This window comes from Shimazuella sp. NTD248 (assembly GCF_059510395.1).
The window spans coordinates 97,380-123,103 of sequence record NZ_JCAJZT010000005.1 but is presented as its reverse complement, the minus strand read 5'-3'; the positions used below and the strand labels follow the sequence as shown (position 1 = coordinate 123,103).

At 39.0% G+C, this 25,724-nt stretch carries 25 protein-coding genes and 1 pseudogene; 20 read left to right on the top strand and 6 right to left on the bottom strand.

What is annotated here, in order from left to right:
* Positions 1–123: 123 nt before the first annotated feature.
* On the bottom strand, positions 124–456 hold the full coding sequence (locus AC5WOE_RS12680; RefSeq protein ID WP_496052728.1) for a hypothetical protein: 333 nt from the start codon (positions 454–456) through the stop codon (positions 124–126).
* A gap of 286 nt (positions 457–742) precedes the next feature.
* Between AC5WOE_RS12680 and AC5WOE_RS12675 the strand changes: the two genes are divergently transcribed.
* The 14 genes from AC5WOE_RS12675 (at position 743) to spoVM (ending at position 15,048) form a co-directional block, all read left to right on the top strand.
* The gene (locus AC5WOE_RS12675; RefSeq protein WP_496048929.1) at positions 743–1,666 is read left to right on the top strand and encodes a sugar ABC transporter substrate-binding protein; all 924 of its coding nucleotides are present in this window, start codon (positions 743–745) and stop codon (positions 1,664–1,666) included.
* A 55-nt stretch (positions 1,667–1,721) separates the two neighbouring features.
* Positions 1,722–3,239: a sugar ABC transporter ATP-binding protein gene (locus tag AC5WOE_RS12670; protein WP_496048928.1), complete on the top strand. Its 1,518-nt coding sequence runs from the start codon at positions 1,722–1,724 to the stop codon at positions 3,237–3,239.
* Positions 3,232–4,197 (top strand): ABC transporter permease, encoded by a 966-nt coding sequence (locus AC5WOE_RS12665; protein WP_496052727.1) that lies wholly within the window; start codon positions 3,232–3,234, stop codon positions 4,195–4,197. Before AC5WOE_RS12670 ends, AC5WOE_RS12665 begins: the two co-directional genes overlap by 8 nt.
* The gene (gene trpA, locus AC5WOE_RS12660) at positions 4,194–4,991 is read left to right on the top strand and encodes a tryptophan synthase subunit alpha (protein WP_496048926.1); all 798 of its coding nucleotides are present in this window, start codon (positions 4,194–4,196) and stop codon (positions 4,989–4,991) included. Before AC5WOE_RS12665 ends, trpA begins: the two co-directional genes overlap by 4 nt.
* A 6-nt stretch (positions 4,992–4,997) precedes the next feature.
* Positions 4,998–6,443, top strand: a complete 1,446-nt coding sequence (locus tag AC5WOE_RS12655; protein WP_496052726.1) for a xylulokinase — start codon at positions 4,998–5,000, stop codon at positions 6,441–6,443.
* A gap of 159 nt (positions 6,444–6,602) precedes the next feature.
* Positions 6,603–7,949, top strand: coding sequence for a 16S rRNA (cytosine(967)-C(5))-methyltransferase RsmB (gene rsmB, locus AC5WOE_RS12650; protein ID WP_496048924.1), 1,347 nt, complete (start codon positions 6,603–6,605; stop codon positions 7,947–7,949).
* Positions 7,950–8,157: 208 nt separating this feature from the next.
* Positions 8,158–9,204 carry a dual-specificity RNA methyltransferase RlmN gene (gene rlmN / locus AC5WOE_RS12645; protein WP_496048923.1) on the top strand — a complete coding sequence of 349 codons (1,047 nt, stop codon included), beginning with the start codon at positions 8,158–8,160 and terminating at the stop codon, positions 9,202–9,204.
* 29 nt (positions 9,205–9,233) lie between these two features.
* A complete protein-coding gene (locus AC5WOE_RS12640; RefSeq protein WP_240875022.1) occupies positions 9,234–9,986 on the top strand; it encodes a Stp1/IreP family PP2C-type Ser/Thr phosphatase in 753 nt (250 codons plus the stop codon).
* Between the two features lie 34 nt (positions 9,987–10,020).
* Complete coding sequence (pknB, locus tag AC5WOE_RS12635) at positions 10,021–11,838, top strand: Stk1 family PASTA domain-containing Ser/Thr kinase (protein ID WP_496049431.1); 1,818 nt, start codon at positions 10,021–10,023, stop codon at positions 11,836–11,838.
* A 23-nt stretch (positions 11,839–11,861) separates the two neighbouring features.
* On the top strand, positions 11,862–12,746 hold the full coding sequence (rsgA, locus tag AC5WOE_RS12630; RefSeq protein WP_496048922.1) for a ribosome small subunit-dependent GTPase A: 885 nt from the start codon (positions 11,862–11,864) through the stop codon (positions 12,744–12,746).
* A 5-nt stretch (positions 12,747–12,751) separates the two neighbouring features.
* Positions 12,752–13,417 (top strand): ribulose-phosphate 3-epimerase, encoded by a 666-nt coding sequence (gene rpe, locus AC5WOE_RS12625; protein WP_496048921.1) that lies wholly within the window; start codon positions 12,752–12,754, stop codon positions 13,415–13,417.
* A gap of 175 nt (positions 13,418–13,592) precedes the next feature.
* Complete coding sequence (gene thiT / locus AC5WOE_RS12620; RefSeq protein WP_496048920.1) at positions 13,593–14,144, top strand: energy-coupled thiamine transporter ThiT; 552 nt, start codon at positions 13,593–13,595, stop codon at positions 14,142–14,144.
* A complete protein-coding gene (locus tag AC5WOE_RS12615) occupies positions 14,145–14,798 on the top strand; it encodes a thiamine diphosphokinase (RefSeq protein WP_496048919.1) in 654 nt (217 codons plus the stop codon).
* 169 nt (positions 14,799–14,967) lie between these two features.
* A complete protein-coding gene (spoVM, locus tag AC5WOE_RS12610) occupies positions 14,968–15,048 on the top strand; it encodes a stage V sporulation protein SpoVM (RefSeq protein WP_420833061.1) in 81 nt (26 codons plus the stop codon).
* A 77-nt stretch (positions 15,049–15,125) separates the two neighbouring features.
* Here the strand turns inward: spoVM and AC5WOE_RS12605 are convergent.
* Positions 15,126–15,230 (bottom strand): annotated as a pseudogene (locus AC5WOE_RS12605) (hypothetical protein); the annotation flags it as partial.
* A 431-nt stretch (positions 15,231–15,661) separates the two neighbouring features.
* Here AC5WOE_RS12605 and AC5WOE_RS12600 point away from each other — a divergent pair.
* On the top strand, positions 15,662–16,843 hold the full coding sequence (locus tag AC5WOE_RS12600) for a hypothetical protein (protein ID WP_496052725.1): 1,182 nt from the start codon (positions 15,662–15,664) through the stop codon (positions 16,841–16,843).
* Positions 16,844–16,944: 101 nt separating this feature from the next.
* Positions 16,945–17,700 (top strand): RHS repeat-associated core domain-containing protein, encoded by a 756-nt coding sequence (locus tag AC5WOE_RS12595; protein WP_496052724.1) that lies wholly within the window; start codon positions 16,945–16,947, stop codon positions 17,698–17,700.
* 919 nt (positions 17,701–18,619) lie between these two features.
* Here AC5WOE_RS12595 and AC5WOE_RS12590 read toward each other — a convergent pair.
* Complete coding sequence (locus AC5WOE_RS12590) at positions 18,620–19,399, bottom strand: hypothetical protein (protein ID WP_496052723.1); 780 nt, start codon at positions 19,397–19,399, stop codon at positions 18,620–18,622.
* Positions 19,400–19,732: 333 nt separating this feature from the next.
* Positions 19,733–20,899, bottom strand: coding sequence for an MFS transporter (locus tag AC5WOE_RS12585; protein WP_496052722.1), 1,167 nt, complete (start codon positions 20,897–20,899; stop codon positions 19,733–19,735).
* A 324-nt stretch (positions 20,900–21,223) separates the two neighbouring features.
* On the opposite strand from AC5WOE_RS12585, the gene AC5WOE_RS12580 reads away from it, so the two are divergent.
* The 3 genes from AC5WOE_RS12580 to AC5WOE_RS12570 all read left to right on the top strand — a co-directional run bounded on the left by AC5WOE_RS12580 (position 21,224) and on the right by AC5WOE_RS12570 (position 23,333).
* Positions 21,224–22,351 carry a deoxyribonuclease IV gene (locus tag AC5WOE_RS12580; RefSeq protein ID WP_496052721.1) on the top strand — a complete coding sequence of 376 codons (1,128 nt, stop codon included), beginning with the start codon at positions 21,224–21,226 and terminating at the stop codon, positions 22,349–22,351.
* Between the two features lie 259 nt (positions 22,352–22,610).
* Positions 22,611–23,009 (top strand): hypothetical protein, encoded by a 399-nt coding sequence (locus AC5WOE_RS12575; RefSeq protein WP_496052720.1) that lies wholly within the window; start codon positions 22,611–22,613, stop codon positions 23,007–23,009.
* Between the two features lie 78 nt (positions 23,010–23,087).
* The gene (locus tag AC5WOE_RS12570) at positions 23,088–23,333 is read left to right on the top strand and encodes a hypothetical protein (protein ID WP_496048912.1); all 246 of its coding nucleotides are present in this window, start codon (positions 23,088–23,090) and stop codon (positions 23,331–23,333) included.
* Between the two features lie 176 nt (positions 23,334–23,509).
* Here AC5WOE_RS12570 and AC5WOE_RS12565 read toward each other — a convergent pair whose 3' ends face one another.
* On the bottom strand, positions 23,510–24,229 hold the full coding sequence (locus AC5WOE_RS12565) for an SDR family NAD(P)-dependent oxidoreductase (RefSeq protein ID WP_496052719.1): 720 nt from the start codon (positions 24,227–24,229) through the stop codon (positions 23,510–23,512).
* Entirely contained in the window at positions 24,226–24,606 is a 381-nt protein-coding gene (locus AC5WOE_RS12560) for a MerR family transcriptional regulator (protein WP_496048910.1), read from the bottom strand. Before AC5WOE_RS12560 ends, AC5WOE_RS12565 begins: the two co-directional genes overlap by 4 nt.
* 337 nt (positions 24,607–24,943) lie before the next feature.
* On the opposite strand from AC5WOE_RS12560, the gene AC5WOE_RS12555 reads away from it, so the two are divergent.
* Positions 24,944–25,717: an enoyl-CoA hydratase/isomerase family protein gene (locus AC5WOE_RS12555; RefSeq protein ID WP_496048909.1), complete on the top strand. Its 774-nt coding sequence runs from the start codon at positions 24,944–24,946 to the stop codon at positions 25,715–25,717.
* Positions 25,718–25,724 lie beyond the last annotated feature (7 nt).

The following is a 25,724-nucleotide window of genomic DNA, read 5'->3' as shown; positions in this document are numbered from 1 at the left end:
GAACTCCCATCGTATTTTTTTATGAATACGGTGGGAGTCTTTATTGTATCATTCACTATTTTCAGCAGCGTGCTCCCGGAAGGAAGCACGCTTTTGAGTGTCAGGTTTGACCCCTGTCACTCATTAACTACTAACAAAGGCTGTTAGGGTTTCGGCATCCCTGTCGAGCCACATGTAGTAGAAATCCTGCGACTCCCCGTTTTTTTCCATGAAGAAGTTGAGTGTTCCTTCGATGGTGGAGAAATTGATCATCACATCTTCATGAATCGAAGAAATGTCCAGGATGACCCCTTCCCCTTTTTTGATTTGAATACGCTGGATGTGACTGACTTTCACAGAGTCCTCCGAAGAGGAATATCCATCTTCGGATGTCCAGATGAAGAGTGTGAGATCTCCATAAGAGATTGTGAGCGGGTTTCCTTCTCCGGAAAATCGAGCACTGTCACTGAGACGCATTCGTTCTCCTAAGTGTGTTGAGCGGGTGCGTGATCATATTATCACAGCGAGATGATATCAGTTTTTTCTTAATATTAAGCTTTTGTAAATGATTTTTAATGTTATCCTATTTTTTCTATTTATGAGAATTTTATTTTTTTATGAGATTTATAATAATATTATTTACAAACAAAATATTAAACGTTTATGCTAAAGAATATAAAGTTCCTAACTGTAAAATATCTCAGAATGGGATGAAAGAAAAAACAAAAATTTCATTTTTACTAAATGCAAAAGGAGCGAAAATATGAAAAAGATTCTGTCTATTGTGATAGCGCTCTCATTGATTTTGACTCTTACCGCATGTGGATCGAAAAAAGATACCAAAAAGATCGCGATCCTCACCCCTTATCTTTCCTCTGTGACAACAAACCAAATGGTGAATTCACTTAAGAAGGAATCCAAGGCAAAAGGCTGGGAAGCCAATGTTGTGGATACCAAAGGGGATGTTGGTCAGCTTGCTAGTAGAATGGAAGATGTGATTGCTGCGAATGTGGATGCAATCGTATTGGTGAGCACAGATCCAAACCAATTAAAAGCGCAGATTCAAGCAGCAAAAGAAAAAAATATTCCTGTCTTTGGCTGTGATTCGGCTTATATTGATGGAATGGCTATGAATGCAACAAGTGATAATACAGCAATGTCCAAATTGATCACAGAGCATTTGTTTCAACAACTCGGAAACAAACCAATTAATCTAGTTGTTTTAACCTATCGTCCGCATCCGGGTGTATTGAAAAGAACATTGGAGTTAGACAAACTTCGCAAACAAAATCCATATGTGAAAAAAGTGATTGAACAGCAGGTTAATGTGCCTGGACCGATTGAAAATGCACGAAAACAAATGGAAAATATACTACTTGCCAATAAAGAAGATGGATCGATAACAGCAGTATGGGCAGGGTGGGATGAACCAGCAATTGGTGCAACTCAAGCAATTCAAGCTGCCGGCCGCAAAGGAATCATTGTAACAGGTATCGATGGAAACAGCCAAGCAGTTGATTTGATTAAAAAAGGTTCGCCATTAGTAGCAACCGTAAAACAAAACTTCACTGGTATGGCGGAACTGGTCACCAAACAAATCGAGCAAGTTTTCCAAGGAAAGGCAGTAACCGAAAAAGAACAATATGCTCCAGCTACTCTCATCACCAAAGAAAATGCTGGAAAATAAATAGGATGCAGCATTTGCCTGCATCCTCCTTCACATATTAGGAGGGGGATGAATCTTGTTACAAGTTAGACAGCTGGACAAACGGTTTGGACATCACTACGCTCTTTCAAGTGTGTCCCTTGATATAAAGGCTGGAGAAATTCATGCGTTAGTCGGAGAAAACGGTGCAGGTAAATCTACGCTCATCAAAATATTGACTGGAATATATTCATCAGATGGTGGAAGCATTTTGTGGCAAGATAAAAAAATAGAAATCACGGAACCTAAAATAGCCAGGAAAATCGGCATACAAGTGGTGCACCAAGATCGCCAATTGATCAATAGCTTTACCGGTTATGAAAATCTATTTTTAGGTTTGACTTATCCAACATATCCATTAGGTTTTAAGATTCGTTGGAAAGCAATGAAACAAAAAGCGGAGCAATTAAAATCGAATCTTGGAATATCGTTAGACTTAGGAAAAATAGCAGAGAACATGACTCCATCGGAGAAAACGATGCTTGAAATCATGCGTGCAGCCATGCTCGATTGCAGGTTACTTATATTGGATGAACCGACAGCAGCATTAAATGATGAAGAATCAGAACTCCTATTTGATTTGATCGATAAACTTGCGGCTAAAGGTACATCCATCCTGTATGTTTCTCATCGGATGAACGAAATTTTACGTTTGTCCCAACGCGTTACCGTGATGCGAAATGGAAAAGTAGCAGGAACATTTGTTACGAAAGACATGAATAAAGAAAAATTGGTGCAATTGATGACGGATCAGACTACAGCAGCGGACAAACAGATCAAAAGATCAGTAAATACCAGCAAATTGGATGTTCTTCAATTGGAAAGAGTCTCTTCTGTCGATCAGAAAGTACAAGATGTTTCCTTGCATGTAGAACAAGGAGAGATAGTAGGAATTTTTGGGTTAGCTGGTTCTGGCCGTACAGAATTGCTAGAAACCATTTACGGCACAAGGAAGATGCGTCATGGGAGACTTGTGATGAAGGGAAGAAACATCACTTCTTTTTCTCCTAAAAACTCTCTTAGACGTGGTGTGATTCTCATACCTGAAGACCGAAGAGCAGATGGATTGGTGTTAAATATGTCGGTAAAAGAGAACATGACACTATCTACCTTACCCAAATTTTCTTCCATTCTCCGAATAAGAAGGAAAAAAGAAAAGGCAGAAGTCCATACTTGGATGGAGAAATTGCAAGTTAAGGCAGTTAGTATAGAACAACCAATAAAGGAATTGAGCGGGGGAAATCAACAGAAAGTCGTGTTTGCGAAAGCATTGTTGTCTGATCCCAAACTATTTTTATGTGATGAACCTACTCAAGCAGTCGATGTTATGACAAGAGAAGAGATTCATCGCTTATTGATAGAACAAGCAGAGAAAGATGCTGCTATTTTATTTGTATCTTCTGATGTACAAGAAGTACTGGATATTGCGGATCGAATATATGTCCTGCACGAGGGTAGAACAGTAGCTGAATTTCCAAATAATGCTGTCACTGCGGAGCAGATTTTGCAAGTATGTTACAACCAGAGAAAGCAGAGTGATGTCATAAATGAATAGGGTGCAAACAACATACGCTGTTTCTTTGCAGAAATGGTTTCGGGTATACGGGACACTTTTTGCAGGGGTACTAATCATTTTATGTTTCAGCCTTCTTAGTCCAGATTCGTTTGCAACAGTGGATAATGTAATCAATATCAGCAGACAAATCTCTTTCTTGGTGATTATATCGCTCGGTGCTACATTAGTCATGGCAGTTGGGGAATTTGATCTTTCCATTGGAGCGATGGCGAGCTTAGGAGGAGTAATAGCTGCAAAGTTAGCGGTAGCAGGGCAGTCAATGTGGCTCTGTGTTTTGATTCCTTTGGTGATTTCTATTGTTATTGGTTATATAAATGGTTGGATTATCACCAAATTTAAAGTTTTATCTTTTATCACAACATTAGGGATGGGGACCGTTCTTGGTGGGATCACCTTTTGGCTCACTGATGGAGCTACCATTTTTGAAAACATACCAGAGTCATTTCGTTATCTAGGACAGAAGATGTGGTTTACAGTCCCTGTTTTATCGTTTATCATGCTATTTTTAACGATTGTGTTTTGGTATATCATGTCACATACGGCATTTGGCAGAAAGCTGTACGCCATCGGGGGTAACGAATCTGCTTCCCGAAATGCAGGTGTATCAGTGGCACAAAATAAAAATCTTGCATTTGCCTTTTGTGCGCTGCTAGCTGCACTCGCAGGGATACTTATTGCTTCTCGACTAGGGTCTGCACAACCAACGAGTGGAGATGGATTATTTTTACCTGCTTATGCTGCGGCTTTTCTAGGAATGACGTCTTTTAAAGAAGGTGTTCCTAATATTTGGGGTACTTTTGTTGGGGCAGCCATAATTGGGATACTAGCAAATGGTTTGACCATGTTGGAGGTTCCCTCTTTTTTGCAAGATGTAGTAACAGGTTGCATTGTAATCGTTGCAGTGATTTTGCAAAAAATAGGGCGTGATTCCTCATGATATTTAATAGCCAGCGAAATCAAAAAACATGGCAGCATATGAAAGAACAGCACGAAGCACTACTAATAGGTTATTTGATAGCAGGGCATCCAAATTCGATGCAATCGACGAGGATCATTGAAAATGCCCTTTTAGCTGGTTTGGATATTTTGGAATTAGGTATACCAAGTAAAAATCCTCATCTAGACGGTCCTGTTATTCAAGAGGGACATGCGAAAGTACGGGAAAATGTAGACCAATGGTTCATACCCTTTGTGAAAGATATTCGTCGAAGAGTACAGAAACCAATTTGGGTGATGAGTTATCAATCTGATTTGTTTCAATCTGATATATTTGAACAATTAGTTCGAAATCAGCTGATAGATGCTTTGCTGATCCCAGATTGTTCGATAGAGGAAAGAGAGGAAATAGCACGAGATATAAGGGATTATGGAATAGATATGGTGCATTTTGTACAGCCGCATATGACAGATCAAGAAATTGCCACTATCGCTAGTAAGTCTTCCATCGTTTATGCACAAACCTACTCGGGAAGGACTGGATCACCAACTGTTACTTTTGAAAATCTACCAGTCTATCATGAGAGGATAAAAAGGCATGCTCCTCCTTTAGTTGTTGCGGGATTTGGGATAAAAACATCTGATAATGTAAAAACGGTAGTGGAGAGCCATTTTGATGGAGCTGTAGTGGGTTCAGCTTTGGTAGAGTGTTGCAATGAGCATCGATGGGACAAGCTCTATGATTTGATCACAGAGATGAAAAGTAAGACAAGTCTTTATGAGATTAAAGGATGATATGCCATGAGTTTTATTGCTTCCTTTGACATAGGAACAACACAAGCCAAAGGTATCCTTGTTTCAAAAGATGCCAGACCTTATTTGGAAAAAGATATATCCATCAGGACAGATTATCAAAATGGGAAAATGGAGCAAAATGCAGATCATTGGTATCAAGCAGTCATATCGATTTTAGCTTATTGGTCTGCCCAAGGGATTAGAGCTAAAGATATAGAACTCATCACTTTTAGCGGGCAAATGCAAGATTGCATACCAGTGGATAAGGAAGGTGTGTCTTTAAGACCTGCGATTTTATATGGAGACAGCCGGGCAGCAGACCAAGCTGCTATGTTAGAAGAGAAGCTTCCTATACAAGCGATTACAGGCAATCACATGGATGGAAGCCTAACATTTCCCAAAATACTATGGTTGAAAGAGCAAGAAACCGAAGTCTATCAAAATACTGCCTGTTTTTTGATGGGTTCTAAAGATTATGTGATCCGGCATTTGACAGGCAAGTGTGTAATAGACCCAACAACAGCAGCTACAACTGGGATGATGAACATCCAAACTAAAAAATGGCAACGTCAGTGGTTAGAGGCTTTTGGGATAGACCCAAATAAACTCCCACAAATCATATCTTCTGATCAAATAGTAGGAACGGTAACAAATCAAGCATCAAAAACAACTGGACTTCTTACTGGCACCCCAGTTTTATGTGGAATCGGTGACGGCGGCTCCGCTTCTATCGGTGCAGGAGTATCTCGACCAGGAGAAATCTATGGTTATATTGGTACAACAGGCTGGATGGCTACACCTGTTCCTACGATTTTGCAGAGTTCAAAAGGTTTGTTTCACCTTCCTTATATAGAAGACAATCAGTTTCTCGCGATTGCTCCATTGATGAATGCCGGCAATGTCCATCAATGGGCAGCCCATACATTTGATAACTCATATGAGGGTTTTGAACAGTCTGTATCAAGTACTGATCGATCCAACAATGAACTTTTGTTTTTACCTTATTTAAATGGAGAAAGATTTCCTATACAAGATGCTGCCGCTTCAGGCTGTATGATAGGAATCCGCTCTAATACTACACGAGCTGATATGGGATGTGCTGTTTTAGAAGGTGTAGCAATGGCGATGAGGCAAGTAATGGAAGTTGTTGCAGATGAAAATACTGGAAACCTCTCTCTTATTGGTGGCGGAACCAAAAGTAAAGTTTGGAATCAGATCATGGCAGATGTGTTAAATAGAGAAGTGATAGTTCCAGCAGAATCGCAGTTTTTCCCAGCTATGGGAGCAGCAGCACTTGGAGCAAAAATTTTTGGTTGGGGGATAGATGCTGCCGAATTTGCTAAAGGTACTTCTTTTGAAAGATATACGCCAAGTGATATTATGTCAGAGCACTATAATAAGAAATATAAAAAGTTCAAGCATTTTTATGGGCAGCTAAAGTCTATCTTTTAAAGCCATCTACACAAAGAGACCAGAGATATTCTGGTTTTTTTTTATTCTTATCCAATTAACTCTACCAATCTAATCTGATCATCCTATCACATAATATTTGTCATCATACCGATGAATACTGTATCATATGTGCAAACACAGAAGTAAGAAGGTAAAAAAATGCATATCAGTAAGACTGCTCGCGCTTGGGCTTTGGATACATTGCAGAAATGGCAGCAAGAAAGTGCTTTTAGTAATCTTCTCTTGCATCAGCAACTACAAAAAAGCAGTTTAGATAGTCGAGATAAACGCTTAGTTACAGAACTTGTATATGGGACGATCCAACGACTGAATACACTGGATTATATCATCGATCAATTTGTAAAAAAGAAAACATTGGATGCATGGGTAAGGCAATTGTTACAACTCAGTCTCTATCAGTTTTTGTATTTGGACAAAATACCGGAGAGAGCAGTTGTACATGAAGCAGTAGAACTCGCGAAATGGCGAGGAAATATAGGGATAAGTAAGTTCGTAAATGGAGTATTGCGCTCTTTTTTGCGAAAACAAAAAGAGTTTATTTTTTCCAAAGATGCTGCGACATTAAAACAGCGAGCGTTGACCTATTCTTTTCCAGAGTGGATCGTAACAAGTCTATCCGATGCATATGGAAAAAATACGGCAAATCTCGTAATGGAAGCTTGTAATCTCCCGCCCAAAGTCAGTATTCGAGTAAATACAATACACGCGGATCGAGAAACTTTTTTGGCAAATTGGGGCTCATCGGAGTCTACTGATGCCAAATCCTCCAAACTAAGTGAAGATGGGGTAATCCTCTCGGGTGTCGGCAATGCTGCAAATCTAGCAGGATTTGAGGAAGGAACTTATACGATTCAAGATGAGAGTTCGATGTTAGTGGCGACATTGTTCAATCCAGAGCCTGGTATGCATATATTAGATGCATGTGCTGCTCCGGGAGGAAAAACAACCCATCTTGCTGAAAAAATGAAAAATAAAGGAAAGATAACTGCACTTGATATCCATAAACACAAAGTAAGATTAATTGATTCCAACGCAAAAAGACTAGGGATCTCTATTATCTCTACGAGAGCACTAGATGTTCGCAAGTTAGAGGATCAAGTGCAGTATGATGGAGTATTGCTCGACGCTCCGTGTTCAGGTCTTGGAGTAATTCCTCGTAAACCAGATATCAAATGGCGAAAATCAGCTGAAGAAGTTGGACAACTTGTGATCATTCAGCAACAACTATTAGAATCCATAGCAGCAAAAGTTAAACCAGGTGGTATACTGATGTATAGCACTTGTACATGGACACAGGAAGAAAATCAGCAGCAGTTGGCTCATTTTTTAGCAAATCACCCGGAATTTGTTCCAGATGAAGAGTTTTTGTCCCTTTTACCAGAGCATGTGAAACAAACAGCTATGATAGGAAAGGCTTGGGTACAGATTTTACCCCATCATTTCCGAAGTGATGGTTTTTTTATCGCAAAGTTGAGAAGAAAATAAATCACTCTTGAATCTCTGAAAGATAAGATACATTTGGTTAATGAAATCTGTATGGAAATGCCTATTGTCCCAGAAAAATGGGGAAAATCCTTGGAAGTACGGAGATTTTTCGAAAGCATGAACGGATACTTCCCATCTAGCTTTTTTCTTTGATATAATAGGAAATGTTTTTCGTTTGATAAAGTTGCGGTTTGTTGGAGCGATAGATATGAAATCATTTGTATACGACTATGGAACAGAAGATTGGACGAAATGGATAAAGAGTCAAGGCTATCCTGCCTTTCGATCAAAACAAATAATGGAATGGATTTATTCCAAACGTGTTACTTCTTTTGACGAGATGACCAACTTACCTAAAACACTCCGAGAAGAACTAACAACATACTTTGAATTCGAAACTCTGGAAACCATCACAACACAAACATCGCAGGACGGAACGGTTAAATTTTTATTTGGTCTTCATGATAAAAACGCGATTGAAACCGTTATAATGCGTCACCAATATGGAATAAGTGTCTGTGTAACTACACAAGTAGGTTGTCGAATCGGTTGTACGTTTTGTGCTTCTACTCTTGGAGGATTAAAACGAAATTTGACAACTGGGGAGATCGTCGCCCAAGTGTTAAAAGCACAACAGCACTTGGATCAAACAGGAGAACGTGTGAAATCTGTTGTCATCATGGGATCAGGTGAACCATTTGAAAATTATGACGCTACTATTAAGTTTATGCGCATCATCAATGAGGAAAATGGTCTTCATATTGGTCAACGACACATCACAGTTTCTACAAGTGGAGTAGTACCAAATATTTATCGATTTGCGGATGAAGATTGGCAAGTGCGTTTAGCTATATCCTTACATGCCCCAAATCAAGATTTACGTTCACGGCTTATGCCCATTAACCGCCGTTACCCTTTAAAAGATTTAATGACGGCATGCTGGTATTACCTTCAAAAGACAGGTCGAAGGCTTACGTTCGAATATGCATTGATCGGTGAAAAAAATGATCACGATGAACAGGCTCATGAATTAGGTAAGCTTTTGTCTGGAATGAACTGCTTGGTCAATCTCATTCCTGTCAATTTTGTCCCTGAGCGAAATTTCGTTCGTACTCCAAGGAAGCAAATTTTTGCTTTTCAACGTATTTTAGAGTCTTATCATGTCTCAACGACTATTAGAAGAGAACAGGGTCATGATATTGATGCAGCCTGTGGGCAACTTCGAGCTAAGCAACAAGGTTTACTAGAGAAATAAAGAAAGTATGGAGAAAGGGGTAAGCCGGCATGGAGATAGCACATCGGACTCACATTGGCCTTGTTCGTGATCTCAATGAAGATAGCATTCATCTATTCCGTTCCAAATGTAGACGAGTGGTAGCCATAGTCGCAGATGGAATGGGTGGACACCAAGCAGGTGATGTTGCTAGCCAGCAAACAGTTAAGATCATGGAACGTTACTTAGCACCAATTCAGTTTCAGCATACGACAGAAGATAAGAGCAATCACTTATTGCAAGCTGTTGGAAAAGCAAATGAACAAGTTTTTTCACTTGCCATGCGCAATAACCAATACCAAGGAATGGGAACAACAGTAGTTGGTGCTGTAATTGATCTAAAAGAAGTGGTTTTGGCACATGTTGGAGATAGTAGAGCATATATGTTACATGATGGAGGTTTGTACCAACTCACAGAAGATCATTCCTATGTAAACATGCTTCAAAAACATGGGCAAATCACAGCGGAAGAGGCAAAAAATCATCCACAACGCAATATGATTGTACGCGCGGTAGGTACAAGTGATGAAGTGGAAGTAGATTTGATCACAACACCATGGGAAAAAGACGATATTTTGCTTTTATGTTCTGATGGTTTGACCACGATGGTAAGTGAGAGAGAAATAGGCGAAGTGCTGTCTCAAGCAGGAGAGACAATGGATGAAAAAGCAGATCGTCTCTTGCAGATGGCATTAAATGCTGGTGGAAAAGACAATGTTTCTCTGATTTTGTTGAAACATAGAGGAGCGTCTAGCCCATCTTAAGTGGGACTTAAGGAGGAGCGAGGTGACCATGCAGATGGAAGGGAAGAAACTTGGGGGACGTTACGAGATCATTAGTCGAATCGGCGGCGGCGGTATGGCTGTTGTATATAAAGCAAAAGATATATTATTGCATCGAAACGTAGCGATTAAAGTTTTAAGTGAATCCCTAAGTAATGATCAAGAATTTGTTCGTAGGTTTGATCGCGAAGCACAGGCAGCTGCTAGTTTATCTCACCCGAACATAGTCAATGTATATGATGTTGGGCAAGATGGTTACATTCATTATATAGTGATGGAACTAGTGGAAGGTCCAACATTAAAACAAATGATATTAGAGCGAGGACAGTTAACAACAGCAGAAGCAGGTGATATCGCTGCTCAAATCTGCGATGGTCTCCAACATGCACACGATAATCAAATTGTGCACCGAGATATAAAACCACATAATATCTTGATTGGAACAAATGGCCGAGCAAAAGTAACCGATTTTGGGATTGCCAGAGCCGCGAGTTCTTCGACGATAACCCAGACTGGTTCTGTAATGGGATCTGTTCATTATTTTTCTCCAGAGCAAGCTCGTGGAGGACAGATAGGCTCAAAAGCTGATATCTACTCTCTTGGTGTTGTTTTATACGAAATGCTGACAGGTGAATTACCATTTGATGGAGATTCAGCAATCAGTATTGCTTTAAAACACTTACAAGAGCCAGTGATTGACCCAAGAGAATTAAACGAAAAAATACCTGAAAGTATGGTTAATATCGTTATGCGTGCTTTGGAAAAAGATCCAGAGATGCGTTATACATCGGTAAAAGCGATGATGCAAGATATCAATTATGCGTTGCAATTTGATAGTCGTCGTGAAAATCGGTGGGAAAGACCTACGAAAACGAGTGATATATTTCAAACCATTCCGATTTCAGCAGATGAAGAGACGGAAGTTCATAACGTTTTTCAGCCAAGGAACAATACAACATCCAATTATCAGTCGCCTGTACAACGCGAAGAAGTTCGTTCACCAAGACGATCCGATACAAAACATGCGACTAAAGTAGGACAGGAAACCATGGCAGGTTTGGAACGTTTCCGTAACGTCCCCAATGATAAAGATAAAACTGTTTTTCAACGGACTGTCATTTGGCTTGATAATGTGCAGGCAAAGTTACCATGGTGGCAAAAAGTATTGTTTAGTTTACTTACGGTTGGCATCATCGTATTTTTAGCGATCTATGGATTTAGTCTTGTTTGGGGTCTGATGTCTGGTACAGGTGATGATCCAACTCAGCAAACACAAAATGTTAGCATGATTAATCTTACTGGTAAGACACAAGATGAAGCTAAACAATGGTTTGAGACTCATGGTCTCAAGGAACCGAGTTTTGTCTATGGTGAAAGCTCAGATGAGAATAAAAATAAAGTGGTTAGTCAAACGCCCGAAGCAGGTGCGGAAATAAACTCGGATACCGCTACTAAACTCACATTAGGTGTGGGTGGTGCAAGTGATAAATTAAAAGTAATGGATTTTACTGGCATGTATGAAAGTAACCTAGCTCAATATACCAATTCTGATGAACTGGGTTACAAAGTAGATTACTCGAGAAGTCGTTGTTATAATAAAAATACAACGGATAAGGATTTGAAACAGGGTCAAATTCTAGAACAGACACCAAAAGCAGGAGAGAATATCGAAAAAGGTGGAACAGTATACCTATGGATATATGCTCCTAAGAGCGGTGGATGTAATGACATGCCTCCTTCGATGGGTGGAAATGCAAAAAATAAGGACAACAAGTTATTGGCTTACGGAAATCTAGATAAAGCTAGATTAGAAGATACGAAGGTACTAGCATAATAAAAAGAAAGGAGGATGTTTGGATGCCAAGTGGGCAGATCATCAAAGCAATAAGTGGTTTTTACTATGTGCGAGCAGATGAAGGGGAAGTCATTCAGTGTCGTGCCCGCGGCATATTTAAATTCGAAAAGAGAAAAATAAAACCATTAGTTGGTGACATGGTAGAGTGGGAAAGTACGGGGTTGGATCAAGGAGTAATTACTTCTGTCCAGCCCCGCTCTACTGAGCTCCTGCGCCCGCCAATTGCCAATGTCGAACAAGCAGTCGTAGTCTGTTCCCTCCGAGAGCCAAAGTTTCAATCTCTTCCATTGGATCGATTTTTGGTTCATGCGGAGAAAGAAAAGCTACGAATTGTAATTTGTTTAACAAAAAAAGATCTTGTGGAAGAAACTGAAGATATTGAGGCTGTTCGAGAAATGTATCGAAAAGCGGCTTATCCGATTGTAACTACTAGTATTCGTACAGGAGAAGGTATAGCAGAACTATTGGATTTGTTACGGGAAGAAACCACTGTATTTGCAGGTCTTTCTGGTGTTGGAAAGTCATCTTTGCTCAATCAGATTTTGCCAGAGAGTACCCAGCAAGTAGGTAGTGTCAGTGAAAAAATCGGGCGCGGCCGACACACTACCAGACAAGTAGAATTGCTATCTTTGATAGATGGCGGACAAATAGCGGATACCCCCGGTTTTAGTCAACTAGGACTCAAAGGCATGACAGCGGAAGAATTGACTTATGCATTTCCAGAGTACCATTCTTATCTCGAATCATGCCGTTTTCGTGGATGTTATCATCAAAATGAACCAGGATGTGCAGTGAAAGAAGGCGTAAAATCTGGAGAACTCAATGCAACAAGGTATGAACACTATTTACTCTTTCTCCATGAAATTCAGCAAGAAAAGAGGTATTGATCCACATGGTTAAAATAGCGCCATCTCTTCTTTCTGCCGATTTTTCTCGATTAAAGGAAGAAGTACGGGAAATTGAGCAAGCAGGAGCAGATTGGTTGCATCTGGATGTGATGGATGGCCATTTTGTCCCTAATATTACGTTTGGTCCGCTTGTAGTGGAGGCAATTCGTCCACATACGCTTCTTCCCTTTGATGTCCATCTGATGATAGAAAAGCCAGATACATATATCGATGCGTTTGCAAAAAGCGGTGCAGATTATATTACGGTGCATCAAGAAACATGTCCTCATCTTCATCGGACGGTTCATCATATCAAAGGTTTAGGTCTCAAAGCTGGTGTTTCTATTAATCCTGCTACTCCGATTTCCGTGATCGAACCTATTTTACCTGATGTTGACCTTGTATTATTGATGACCGTAAATCCTGGTTTTGGAGGGCAGTCGTTTATTACAAACGTACTTTCGAAGATAGCTGATTTACGGACTCTTATCGATCGACAAGGTCTTCAAGTGGAGATAGAAGTAGATGGTGGAATTGCGCCAGGAACAGCAAAACAGGTAGTCGAAAGTGGAGCAACTGTTTTGGTTGCAGGATCAGCTGTTTTTGGTCAAACCGATCGAAAAAAAGCGATTGACTTGATTCGATATGATTACCGTATAAAACAAGTATAAAAAATTCATTTGATTTAGCCATGTGTTTGATGGATATCCTTGAAATATAGGTACTTCCATCCATCCATGGTTTTTTGTTTAAAAAACCATAAAATTTGGTTTTGCTCGAGCTATTTTGATAAAATGATAGAGAATTATGTATATATGAAAGATGTGAATTTGAGGAGGAAGAAGTTTGAATCAACGCACGAAAGTCATCACACTAGTAGAAACAGCAATTGTAGCTGCATTAGCCATCGTGTTTAATATACTCACCCCTTTTCCATTATGGCCAAATGGAGGTTCCGTTACGTTAACGATGGTACCTATTGCGATTTTGGCATTTCGAAGAGGAGTCATTCCTGGGATTACAGCAGGTTTGATTACTGGACTCATACTTCTTGTTTTACCGGGAGCTTTTTATGCGCACCCTATTCAAGTTATTTTAGATTACCCATTAGCGTTTGCTCTTTTGGGATTTTCTGGTTGGTTGTCGATTAAGAACACCACGAAGCAGAGCAGTAAAATAATAAGAGTGGTGATAGGGCTATTTAGTGGTGGAATTTTAAGGTTTGTATCCCATTTTCTCTCGGGTGTGATCTTTTTTGCCGATTATGCTCCAAAAGGACAGTCTGTTTATGTTTATTCGCTTATTTACAACGCCAGCTATATTTTACCGGAAATTATCATTTCTATTATTGTAGTAATCGTACTGTTGTACGCTGCTCCAAAATTATTTCGCCCTTAAATGACAAAAAAGCGTGTGATAGTCGTTGCTGGTGGGACTGTTACAAAGAAATTTTTACAAGCTAATATCAAGGAAACAGATATTGTAATTGGTGCAGATCATGGTGTGATCGCTTTACTAGAAGCAGGAATCACTCCTCATGTAGCGATAGGAGATTTTGATACAACAGGACAAGAAAACATTCAGGAATGGAAATCGAAAGGAATGAGAGTTGTACCTCTCTCCGTGATGAAAAATGTGACAGACACTCATGCAGCACTAGAAGAAGCCATGACTTATGAACCTGATGAGGTTTATCTTTTTGGTGCATTTGGTGGAGGCAGGATGGATCACACGCTTGCTAATATAGGACTACTGGAGTGGTTAGCTTCTCATGGAGTACATGGGATTATACAAGATGAGACCAATCGCTTAAGTTTGTTGGTTGGTTCAGGTGAGCTCCAGCTCATCCACTCAGGTTATACCTATGTATCCTTAATTCCTGTAAGTGAAAAGGTGGTCGGTATATCGACCAATGGATTGACTTATCCATTGAAAGACGAGACTTTGATCCGAGGAGAGACAAGAGGAATCAGCAATGAAATGAAAGGGAAAATGGCAACTGTTTCGATTAGCAGTGGTAAATGTTTGGTGTCTTTGAGTAAAGATAAATGACTAAGGCACGCTTGAGGGGAAGGAATTTACTTTACCCAGTAAGTTTGGCTGTGTCAAAGTATCAAAAATAGATAAATTTTGTTCCCCGTTCTAGGTACAAATACCTATGGGTAGAATATATATAGGATGACAAACAGGAAATGTACCGAAGAAGAAGGAGGGAACTCGGTTGCGTTTTTATACATTGAAACTTCCTAAGTTCCTTGGTGGAATGGTCAAAGCAATCTTACATGTCTTTAAAAAAGAATAAAAAAAGCGACTCCAATATTTGGGTCGCTTTTTTTTGAACAAGACTAGTGAGACATTGTATAACGTTTTACGGGAAGCTGAGGAAGGAATTTCCATTTTTTTCGATTTTGCAACAGATCGACGAGAAATGGGGATTTCTTCTTCGTTTTGAAGATCGGCTAGTTTCTGATCGAATAATGGTGATGTCTTTGCTTGATGTTGTGATTAATGGTTAATTGTTGCAATTTATTTTTTGGGTTTCCTAATATTCAGTGACAGTAGATCAATTAGCACTTAGATCATCTACATTAGGGGCATGGTAAAAAGAAGCAGCTAAATTCAACTGGCTTAGGGTAGAACTTGAGTTATTTTGAAATTATTCCTTAATGTACTTTTTCGGGGATTGGGCAAAAATAGCTAGGTTGTTGAACTGGCTAGAAAAAATAATTTAATAAAAAGAACCTTGTCGATTTTTTATAGATGCTTCCGGCCGAACCATAACACTTGCTTACGACGGCAATAATCATGTACAAATCGTTACTGATTTTGCAAATCGATCCATCACATATGGATATGATGCAAATGGAAATTTACAGAGGGTTACTCATAAAGATACCGATGGAAGTACCTTATCGGTGGATCAGTATGACTATGATATTGCTCATCAGTTAACCAGCATTACAGATCCCAATAACAATAAAGAAACCATTGCTTACACATCCAATAAAGTAACTTCCATGAGTCATCCCATTACAGTCGGAGGAACGGTGCAAACTGCAACTACCACAATTGATTATGACACTGCTAACAATATTACCACCGTTACTGACCCCAAAAATCATGTAAGCAAATACACGCATAATGATAATGGGAATGTCGTGACCATGGTACAAGATTCTGGGGGATTAAATTATACAACGACGTATACGTACGATGGAAACAACAATTTAACCGATACCAAGGATGCGAATACCAATGCAGCAAGTGGTACTGCTACTACACACTATACGTATGACAACAAAGGAAACGTTCTATCGAAAACCAATCCGTTGAATGAGACAACGCAAACTACCTACGATTCCAACAATAATCCCATAACGGAAACCAATCCAAAAGGGAATCAGACCACCAATGAGTTTGATGATGAAGGAAATGAAACAGCAACTACCGATGCTGCTGACAAATCTGCTGCTACGAAATACGACACATATGGAAATGTAACCGAAGAAACAGAAGAAATGAGTGTTGGAAAAAACCTTGCCATCAATGGCAGCATGGAAATCGACCGGGATAGTGATGGTTGGCCAGATAACTGGAGCAAAACACCAACAGGAGCTACAACCATCAGTGTAGATTCAACAGGTTTAACGACCGATGGGATTACTCTTGGGAAAAAGAGCTTGAAAATCACCAATCCAACCAGCACAACAGCAGTGGACAGTGATCGGATTGCCTATGATGCTACCAAAACATATGTGTTTAGTGGTTATGCCAAGACATCAGGTGCAACAGGTCGAGCCATGATTTATGCATTTGGATTTAATACGACCAATGGAACTTATGTCGCTATTCCCAGTAGTTATATTACTGGGACACAAGACACCACTCGTTTACATGTTGTAATCAATCCAGGGGATTTACCTGCAGGTACCAACCAATTGGAGATTCGAGGATATACCACTTCTGGTTCCGGAACCTATTGGTTTGATGGTTTACAGGTAGAAGAGGGTTACTTTAAGCCTATAATGCACTGGAAAATAGTAGTTTTGAACGGGATACCGATCCTACCGATAGTTTTCCAGACCGCTGGACTTTAGTAGGGAATATTTCTTCTGGGGATGGGATCAATACCGTAGAAAAATACGATGGAAACAACGTGGTTGTGAGTTATACTTGGAATGGGATTCAGCCTGTAAGTATGACTCGTGGAGGTCAAACATATTACTATCAATTAAATGGACATGGAGATGTTGTCGCTCTTTCAGATTCTACAGGTGCTGTTGTGAACACGTATGATTATGATGCATTCGGAAATTTGATAAAGCAAACAGGCTCAGTTGTTAATCCCTACCTTTATGCGGGTTATCGATATGATAAAGAAACGGGATTCTACTACTTGCAAGCAAGATTTTATGATACTAAAACAGGAAGATTTATTACGGTAGATCCAGATACTGGTGATGAGTTAGATACTATTACACTCAATAAATATCTTTATTGTGGTAATAATCCAATAACCAACGTTGACCCCGATGGTAGTTCCTTTTTCTCACGGTTAGTGGGCTATTCAAAGTCAGTCCTTAAAAGTATAGTAAATTATGTATTTAACGATTTAAGGGCACACCCAGTCACTACAGTTGTTTGTTTAGGACTTCCCGGTGTGGGTAGTGGTTACAAAGCTTATAGGGCACTTAAACCAATTTCCAATTTGGCTAGAAGAACAGGTATTGGTAGGAAAATTTATAGAATTTTAAAGGCTGGATTAAGAGGTGCCGTAGCAGGTTGGATAGCTAGTACTTTTGCAAATCATAATACATTAAATGTAGTACTAAATAATGTGTTTAGGTATGGTGATCCTGATGGGCGATTTTTAAGAACTAGTTACGGGAAAAGGCTTAATTCTTATTTAGCGAACGCTCAAAGAAGAATCATAAGATATATTAATAATTTATAATACTGGAGTAGTACATATCTATTATTTGGTATGTACTACTAATCTTTATAAATGCGAGGGATTAGAATGGTATACCTTCTAAGGATTATGTTCGTTTCGATTGGAATTATTAATTTAATATATAGAAACAGAGGAACTAGTTTCTGGTTCTTTTTAAGTTTTGGGTTGACAGCAGTTTTTTGCCTTCTTTCATGGATTCAGCTTCAGAGAGCTGGGAAATCTTCTGAAATACTACTTTATGTTATTCTTTCAACTGCAGTATTGTTCTTAGGTATGTTTTACACATAAGGTGTTTAACCGAAAAAATAATATGTTTATGCTAATTTAAAACCAGAGAAGTGACTGAGATAATATAAAGAATTTAAATCCATAGGGTTGTAATTCGATACGATAATACATTACCTAGAATTGAGAGCCATATTTTAGCGGAATTTAGGTAGCTAGATCTATGGGAACTAAAATAATGTTAATTATTTTTAGTATTATTTTTATAATCGTAGGACTCTTATTTAAGAAAAAAGATACAAAGAATTCCTCTATCTATATTCAAGGTGATTTTATTGTTGCTTTGATTTTAAGTATATTGACATGGTATGTATATAAAGTTCTATTCATTGCTATTGGTATTGTTTTATTTATTTCTGGCTTTTACACCTAACACTAACGCCAATGTACCTTTCCTGAGGATATGCAAATTTACCCAACATCGTCAAACCATGTGATGGTTGTGGCATCCTGTTTGTCGGGTGATCTTTGTTTACAAACAGGACAAATAGCAGGAGAGGAATAAATCTCTGATATCATGAAACTCTAAAGAGAGAATATCTTTTTTCTAATGTTTTGGATATTCTATTTCCCTAGTTTGATGGGTATGTACGGTGACTCATTCTTGCACCAAATCCAAAAACATAAATATGTCTCACTTCTGATCAAGAATATCTTTGATAAACTTGGTTGGTGACTTATATGAATAGTTGCTTTTGTGATATGATTTTTTTGCATTTTTAAAATCAAAGATTTTTTCATGTCCTAAAAATACATTAAAGTCACCAGGCGCTTTTTGTTCGATTAATTCCATAAGCTTTTGAGCCTCGGGAAGAGTAAAAACATTATACATTGCCTCTTCAGATGTATAATTCCCTTCCATAACTAGTTGAATTTCTCTATTCTCTTGTGTAATGCCTTCACTTTTAATAGCTTTAGTTATATTTAAACTACTAACTCCAGGAAAAGTAATAAAAATAGGGAAGACTTCGCTTAAATAAAATTCTTGGAAAGCATACGGATTCCTAATATTCGTGCAAATACCAATTGATTTGACTTTAATTCGGTTGGAATCATTTTCATTTAAGGTTGTTAAGTGGTTTTGCGATCTGGAGTCAAATCTTTTTTCCATACCCAACATGTGACATGTTCCATCAAGGGAATATTCTTGGATTAGCTTCATAAGTTCTTGCCCCTCGGATGAGGACACAAATTTACTCATTGTTTTTGTAGACTCAAAATAAAATTCCATCATAAATTGGAGTCCTTCAAGATTTGACGGAATTTTTTCACTTACCTGTTGTGATACAGTGGTTAATTTTGCAAAAATAATAGCTGGTATCCTTTGAGTTCGAGGAAAGATATTCTCCCAAAAAAAATTTTGGAGATTAGCTGCATTTTCTACATCCCTATAAATAGTGATTGACTTTATCATAGGCAGTAATTTCCTTTCTTTGTTGTAGGGTGAATTAGAGTGAATCATTAATAACAATATTCAAAAATATTATAATAGTTTATTTTACTTTCTGCACCTTTTTTGTTTACTTCTGATTTTGATAATAGAGCCCTCTCCGATTACACAGGAAGGGGCTATTTGACGCTTACCGAAAGGAGCCTGACCTACCCAACATCTTAATGAAATTAAATTATTTTTTTTCTTTCGATGTAAATTGAACGAAGATCCGTTACTCTTCGGTCTATAGGTGAAGTGGGCCTAGTAGCAAAATTTTGGCCGTTTACCTAGGGCAAACGGCTAGAATGGAGGGTGTTATTTTTTTCTCCTCATCCATTTCCAGAAAAACGGAGCCGCATAAGAGCCCAAGGCCAAGATCCAAAAGGCATGACCAAAACCCCAATTTTCTCCAATTATTCCGCTGAACTGAACTGCGATACTGGTGGTCAGCATGTTAGCAACGATTAGAGCACTCAGGGCTGCTCCAGTATTACGGTCTTTCACGCTCTGGTCGTAAACCGATTGTCCCATGCACAGGTCGATGGAACGGGAAAACAACCCGATGAGAATTGCTCCTGCGAACAATACACCAGAAACTGGCCAAAAAGCCAATATTCCAGTGATAGAGGCAATGAGGATCACACTCGTCCAAATGACAAACGGATTCCCTTTCTTTGTCGCTACCCAAGCAGGGATAAAACCGGAAAGTCCATTGATCAGGCTCGCCAGAAGCAGATATTTTCCTGCATTGTCCGCCCCGATATAGAGTGGTAGATAGCTGTTGAAAACAGCATAAATTGCCACTACTGGACCAGCTAGAAGGGTAACATAGATAGCTGTGTGCCATGCGATACTGGTTGATCGTTGAGGCATGGATAGCTCTGCTTGGTCACCAACCTTATTTTTCTGTAGTTTTGGGTAAAGTGTTACCAAAGCGATCGCTCCAATTAGATTTGCTACTCCTACATAAAAGCAAATCCAATTCCATGCTTCAGGATTGGATGTCACAAACCAAAGCGCCAGTCCAGCTAGACCAAAATCAACCGCAGCGGTGAATGAACTCATCCACAGCTGAAACCTCTTAGGCACAGACTGACGGGGCAAAATTCCAGCAGGACTTCCACCCATGCCAACAGTAAATCCAGAGATAAGCCGAATCGCAATGTACAGCCAAATTTGTTGACAGTACATGTAGGCTATCAAAGCAGCAGAAGTGATCGAAAGCGCCCAAAATGAAACCCACTCAGGTTTATATTTATCGCACAAATGTCCACCCAACAATGCTCCAGGAATTGCAGCGATAAAGTAGGCCATCATGACGGTTCCGATAAATGCTCCAAGACCTTCTTCTTTTAGCACAAGAGGAAGACCTGCCAGCTGGATTCGGTCACTAATTGTTAGCATTACTCCAGCGATCATACTAACGAAAAGCTTTGTGTTCATCCACTCACGTGTGTGCGCAACCATTCTACGCAATTTCATTGTTTCTCCTTGATCGATGACAGTTATTTATTTGAATAGTCTATCTATTCTTCATTTTAATGCAAAAGAACAAATTAAAGTAGTTGTGAATTACGAATAAAGTTTGGTATCAGATTTGTCTGATCGGTATGATGTTTGTCCAGAAAGTAACAACTACCTTTTCAATCTTCTAAGTGGATTATTCTCTTAAAGATGTGGTAAAACAAGTATGTAGGATTTTTCCTATCATCAATAGAAAATAACGATAGAACGATAACGATTTTTAATAGATCAGAGAATCTGAAAGCATAGCGGTCGTTATACAAGATAAAAGGAGTTTTTTGCATGTTAAAAATAGGGTCACATGTATCATTTTCTGGTAAAGGGCTTTTAAATGCAGCAGAAGAAGCGGTTTCATATGATTCAAGTACATTTATGATCTACACTGGTGCGCCTCAAAATACAAGACGAAAAGCGATTGAAAAGCAATTTGTCGAAGAAGGAAAAGCAGTAATGGCTGATCATGGCATTGAAGAAATTATAGTCCATGCTCCTTATATCATCAACTTAGGAACCTATAAAGATGATAAATTTGAGTTTGCCGTTCGGTTTTTGCAAGAGGAAATTCGCCGAACAAATTATTTAGGGGTAAAAAATATCGTTCTTCACCCAGGAGCTTTCACGGAAAAAGATGTGGAGTATGGAATCGCCCGCATAGCTGAAGGTTTAAATCTGGTGTTAGATGGGGTGAAAGATACTGAAGTAAATATAGCGTTGGAAACAATGGCAGGGAAGGGAACGGAAGTTGGCCGTAATTTTGAGGAAATCGCTCAGATTATGGAGAGAGTGGAAGACAATCGAAGATTAACTGTCTGCATGGATACTTGCCACTTGCATGAATCCGGTTATGATATTGTTCATGATTTTGATGGGGTACTGGAGCTGTTTAATAAAACGATTGGTCTTGACCGCCTCGCGGTCGTCCATCTCAATGACAGCAAAAATTTCCGTGGAGCTGGAAAAGACCGGCATGCACCAGTTGGTGCGGGAATGATTGGATTTGATGCGATGAATTATATCGTCCATCATGAAAAAATCCGTCATCTTCCTTTAGTACTTGAGACACCATGGATTGGCAAAGAAAAAGGGAAAGAACGTCCTATGTACAAAGCAGAGATTGCCTTATTGCAGGGAGAGGTAGAAGCTCGATTTGGAGCGGATTACCTCGATCATGTGGAACGTTTGGAATTTTTCTTCCGCAAACATGAGGTAGAACCCAGAGATTTTGTTGTCCAGACATGGGAATTATTAAAGACAGATGCCAAAGCAAAGAAAGCAGATGGCAGGGAGCCAATTACACGTTTATACGATATGGTAAAAGAAGAGCGGTTATTTCCAGAACTCAGTGAAGAAGAAATCAATCATCGTATTATGGGTTGGTTTGCCGGAAAACATGTCTTCCGATCAGCATAAAAAATGGAACTCCAGTGGGAACTGGAGTTTTTTGTGATGGATAAGATCCATCACAAACCTACATATTAGCTAAAATGTTATAAAATAAAAAAGTAAGTTGATTTTTAAATGCTCAGAAAAGGGAAAAACATTTAACAGCGCAAGGAAAGGATGAAGAACGCACTATTTTTAATTTGCAAACGAGTATAGTGCTTTCAAAAATGAAGTATCATTATTCATACCTTTCATGCCACGAAATGAGAGAAGGGAGATTAATCATTTGTTATTGGAATGTTATATTGAGCGTATCGAAGATGAAGAACCTCTAGATGATATAGAAATATCCAATTCCAATTCCCTTGTTACAGTAGATAAATCCAATTATGTTGTATCAGGAGAAAAAGGAGCGATTGTCTTTACCTTTAATACTTTCATTCATCGAGGAAGTATGATGAAATACTTTAATGTGACGATTCATTCTTTGCGTTCCAATGGTGGATATAACGAAATAGAAGCAGAGAATTGTCATTACATCAATGGGCCATTGTGTTACGAGGTTCAATCGGAAGAGCTGGCTCTGCGTATAGTAGAGAGACTGGAAAAAGAAAATCAATTTGATCAAGAACATCTCTTCGAAGAGCTTATCACGCTTTACGGATATCTTTTTCAAGGCAAATAAAGAAGTGTTGCGTGTGACCTTTCCAGTATTTATTTTCCTATAGCCAAAAGCGGTGACTGAAATCAAAGGAGTTTTTATATGACGAAAGAACAATGGGAACACCTATCATTGGATGAACTGAAAGAACTATCTTTAGCGATAGATTTATTATATTCTGCTTCGAAAGATTTGGAAGCTCCGACAGAGAGAGTAGATACCATTATTCAGCTGCGTGAAAAAATTAGAAAGTCTTATAAACAACGATTAGAAGGGGAATTAGACAAAGAGTTGCAATTCATCCAAGGATTAGCAGATGAATCAGCGTGGTCAGCTGAGGAACAGTAGATTTTCAAATACAAGCGAAAAATGCTGAAGAAGAAATCGTCTTACAAAAAACACGAACAGCCCTCTCTCTATTTCATGTATAGCAGGGAGAGGGCGTTCATGCATGAGGTGCAGATCAGATGTTGTGCGTAATCCTTTTAGTCAAAATCCGTATGACGCAGATGGTTCGCCTCATACTAAACATTACTGCCAACTGTGTAGTCTCCAAGTGTGCCGTCGTGATTAATCACCTGTCCATTGTGATTTTCATCATCAAAAATAAAGCCCGTGATTAATTCTGCAGCCTGCGCAGGTGTTTTTACAAAATCTCCTGTTATATTCCCGTTCAAATCCGTCGTAACTGCTCCCGGCATCACCGCAAAGATCTCCACGGGTATATTCGTCTGTTCAAAACTCATTCCCCAAGACTTTGTCATAACATTCAAAGGTGCCTTAGCTGTTTGGTAAGCAAATGCATTGAAAATAGGATGGGGCTCAATAGGAATACTGATATTTACAATCGTGCCCTTATTGGCGATCAATAGTGGCAGCAAGCCTTTTGAAAGTGCAAAAGGACCAATAAAGTCAACTTGATGGGTTGCTTGTAATTCGTTCACTGTAAACTCCCATCCAGGTTTATACAAATCACCTGGAATGCCAGCATTGTTAACCAAGAGCGTCAATTCTGGGTAATTCTGCTTAATCATTGTCACTGCATTATCAATACTCTCTAATTCAGCAACATCCAACAGCACTAACTCTGCATTACCAAATTCTCGGAGGGCAGTTACTGCTGTTTCTCCGCGATTCTGATCACGTGCCCCAACTAAAACACGAAATCCCGCTTCTAACAAATGCTTTGCAATCTCAAAACCAATGCCTTTATTCGCACCAGTTACAAACGCTGTCTTGGTCATCTTTTTTTCTCCTTTTTATCGACATACTGCTGATAACGGGCAATCTTTCGTTCGACTCCCTGTAAACTTGTTTTACGCAGTTCCAGTTCTTTAAGAATCTCCTGACGATGAGCTTCTAACATAGCCAAACGTTTGGGAATCGTCTCATCGCCTTGCATTATCCAATCCACATACTGCTTTATTTGATTAATGGACATATCAGTATGTTTCAAATGTTGAATGGCCGTCAGCAGTTGAATTTGTGCTTCATTAAAGATACGACGACCTGCTAAATCACGTTCAAGCAAGGTTAGCAGCCCTCTCTTGTCGTAAAAACGCAGGGTCGACTCTGTTATGTGGAACATATCGGCCACTTCACTAATCGTGTAAGTTTTCATTTGGATACCCTCGATTCCTTACTGGGCATAGTATACCTGTTAAACCATGGTTTAAGTCAAGCAATACGTCAAGGGGACGGTTCTTGTGTCGCGCATAAAAGAAGTAAGACGATTGTTCGTTCTGCTTCTTTTATTTTGCGTAGTATCTGGTATTAATTTGTATCAATAGATCATTAAAATTAACAATATCTTTTCGATTATTTAAAAATTAAATCAAAGATTATATAACTGAAATATATTATTATTTAAATAACTCTATTTAGATAAAAAGATAGAACCTTTTATTTTCAATCCATAAGTAGAGTGAACAATAGATGGAGACGAGTGAGGTGTTGAGATGGAAACCATTATTGCCACACAAAATAAGGGAATTGGAACGATTCAATTCAATCGTCCAGCAAATGCAGTAAATGAAAAGATGGTAGAGGAGCTTGAACATGCAATTGCCCGTTTTTGTGACGAAAACGTAAAGGCAATCGTATTTCGCGGAAGTACAGATGTATTTGTCTCTGGAGGGGATATTGCATGGCATCAAACAAAAAACGGGGAACAAGTATATCCTGAAATGTTGCGTGTAGGTGCATTACTTGAAAAAATATCCCAAGTAGATGCGATAACGATTGCGGCAGTTGAAGGAAAAGCAATAGGAGGCGGCTGTGAAATCGTTGCTAGTTGTGATTTATGTTTTGCAGCAGAATCAGCCACGTTTCAATTTATTCAAGCGAGATTGGGTATACCCACTGCTTGGGGTGGAGCAAGTCGTTTGATGAACAAAATCGGTACGAACAAAGCACTTCATTTACTCTTATCAGGAGACGAGATTACTAGTCGTCACGCAGAGCGAATAGGCTTGGTTGATGCAGTTTATGAAAATGATGAATTTGAAAAATACGTAAAGAAGTTCACGAAAAAATTGATCGATATTCCTGAAATTGTAATAAATACCTTTAAAAATGTAGCTCAAAGAGTGGAAAGTGGCATCCCAACTTCGCAAATTTACCCATTAGAGGCGAAAGCCTGTGCTGAAAGCTGGGATCTCGATAAACATCAAAGAGCTGTTAAATTTATTTTGTCTCCATTAATGAAAGCACATCAAAAGTCAGACATCTAAGAAGGGG

Excerpts from the sequence above, each read along its gene's own strand:
- AC5WOE_RS12615 (WP_496048919.1), top strand. The coding sequence starts at position 14,145 with ATGACAAAAAAGCGTGTGATAGTCGTTGCTGGTGGGACTGTTACAAAG.
- AC5WOE_RS12595 (WP_496052724.1), top strand. The coding sequence starts at position 16,945 with ATGACTCGTGGAGGTCAAACATATTACTATCAATTAAATGGACATGGA.
- AC5WOE_RS12570 (WP_496048912.1), top strand. The coding sequence starts at position 23,088 with ATGACGAAAGAACAATGGGAACACCTATCATTGGATGAACTGAAAGAA.
- AC5WOE_RS12560 (WP_496048910.1), bottom strand. The coding sequence starts at position 24,606 with ATGAAAACTTACACGATTAGTGAAGTGGCCGATATGTTCCACATAACA.
- rsgA (WP_496048922.1), top strand. The coding sequence starts at position 11,862 with ATGCCAAGTGGGCAGATCATCAAAGCAATAAGTGGTTTTTACTATGTG.
- AC5WOE_RS12555 (WP_496048909.1), top strand. The coding sequence starts at position 24,944 with ATGGAAACCATTATTGCCACACAAAATAAGGGAATTGGAACGATTCAA.
- AC5WOE_RS12675 (WP_496048929.1), top strand. The coding sequence starts at position 743 with ATGAAAAAGATTCTGTCTATTGTGATAGCGCTCTCATTGATTTTGACT.
- AC5WOE_RS12680 (WP_496052728.1), bottom strand. The coding sequence starts at position 456 with ATGCGTCTCAGTGACAGTGCTCGATTTTCCGGAGAAGGAAACCCGCTC.
- rlmN (WP_496048923.1), top strand. The coding sequence starts at position 8,158 with ATGAAATCATTTGTATACGACTATGGAACAGAAGATTGGACGAAATGG.
- AC5WOE_RS12640 (WP_240875022.1), top strand. The coding sequence starts at position 9,234 with ATGGAGATAGCACATCGGACTCACATTGGCCTTGTTCGTGATCTCAAT.
- rsmB (WP_496048924.1), top strand. The coding sequence starts at position 6,603 with ATGCATATCAGTAAGACTGCTCGCGCTTGGGCTTTGGATACATTGCAG.
- rpe (WP_496048921.1), top strand. The coding sequence starts at position 12,752 with ATGGTTAAAATAGCGCCATCTCTTCTTTCTGCCGATTTTTCTCGATTA.
- AC5WOE_RS12590 (WP_496052723.1), bottom strand. The coding sequence starts at position 19,399 with ATGATAAAGTCAATCACTATTTATAGGGATGTAGAAAATGCAGCTAAT.
- AC5WOE_RS12665 (WP_496052727.1), top strand. The coding sequence starts at position 3,232 with ATGAATAGGGTGCAAACAACATACGCTGTTTCTTTGCAGAAATGGTTT.
- AC5WOE_RS12580 (WP_496052721.1), top strand. The coding sequence starts at position 21,224 with ATGTTAAAAATAGGGTCACATGTATCATTTTCTGGTAAAGGGCTTTTA.
- pknB (WP_496049431.1), top strand. The coding sequence starts at position 10,021 with ATGGAAGGGAAGAAACTTGGGGGACGTTACGAGATCATTAGTCGAATC.
- AC5WOE_RS12585 (WP_496052722.1), bottom strand. The coding sequence starts at position 20,899 with ATGAAATTGCGTAGAATGGTTGCGCACACACGTGAGTGGATGAACACA.
- trpA (WP_496048926.1), top strand. The coding sequence starts at position 4,194 with ATGATATTTAATAGCCAGCGAAATCAAAAAACATGGCAGCATATGAAA.
- AC5WOE_RS12655 (WP_496052726.1), top strand. The coding sequence starts at position 4,998 with ATGAGTTTTATTGCTTCCTTTGACATAGGAACAACACAAGCCAAAGGT.
- AC5WOE_RS12565 (WP_496052719.1), bottom strand. The coding sequence starts at position 24,229 with ATGACCAAGACAGCGTTTGTAACTGGTGCGAATAAAGGCATTGGTTTT.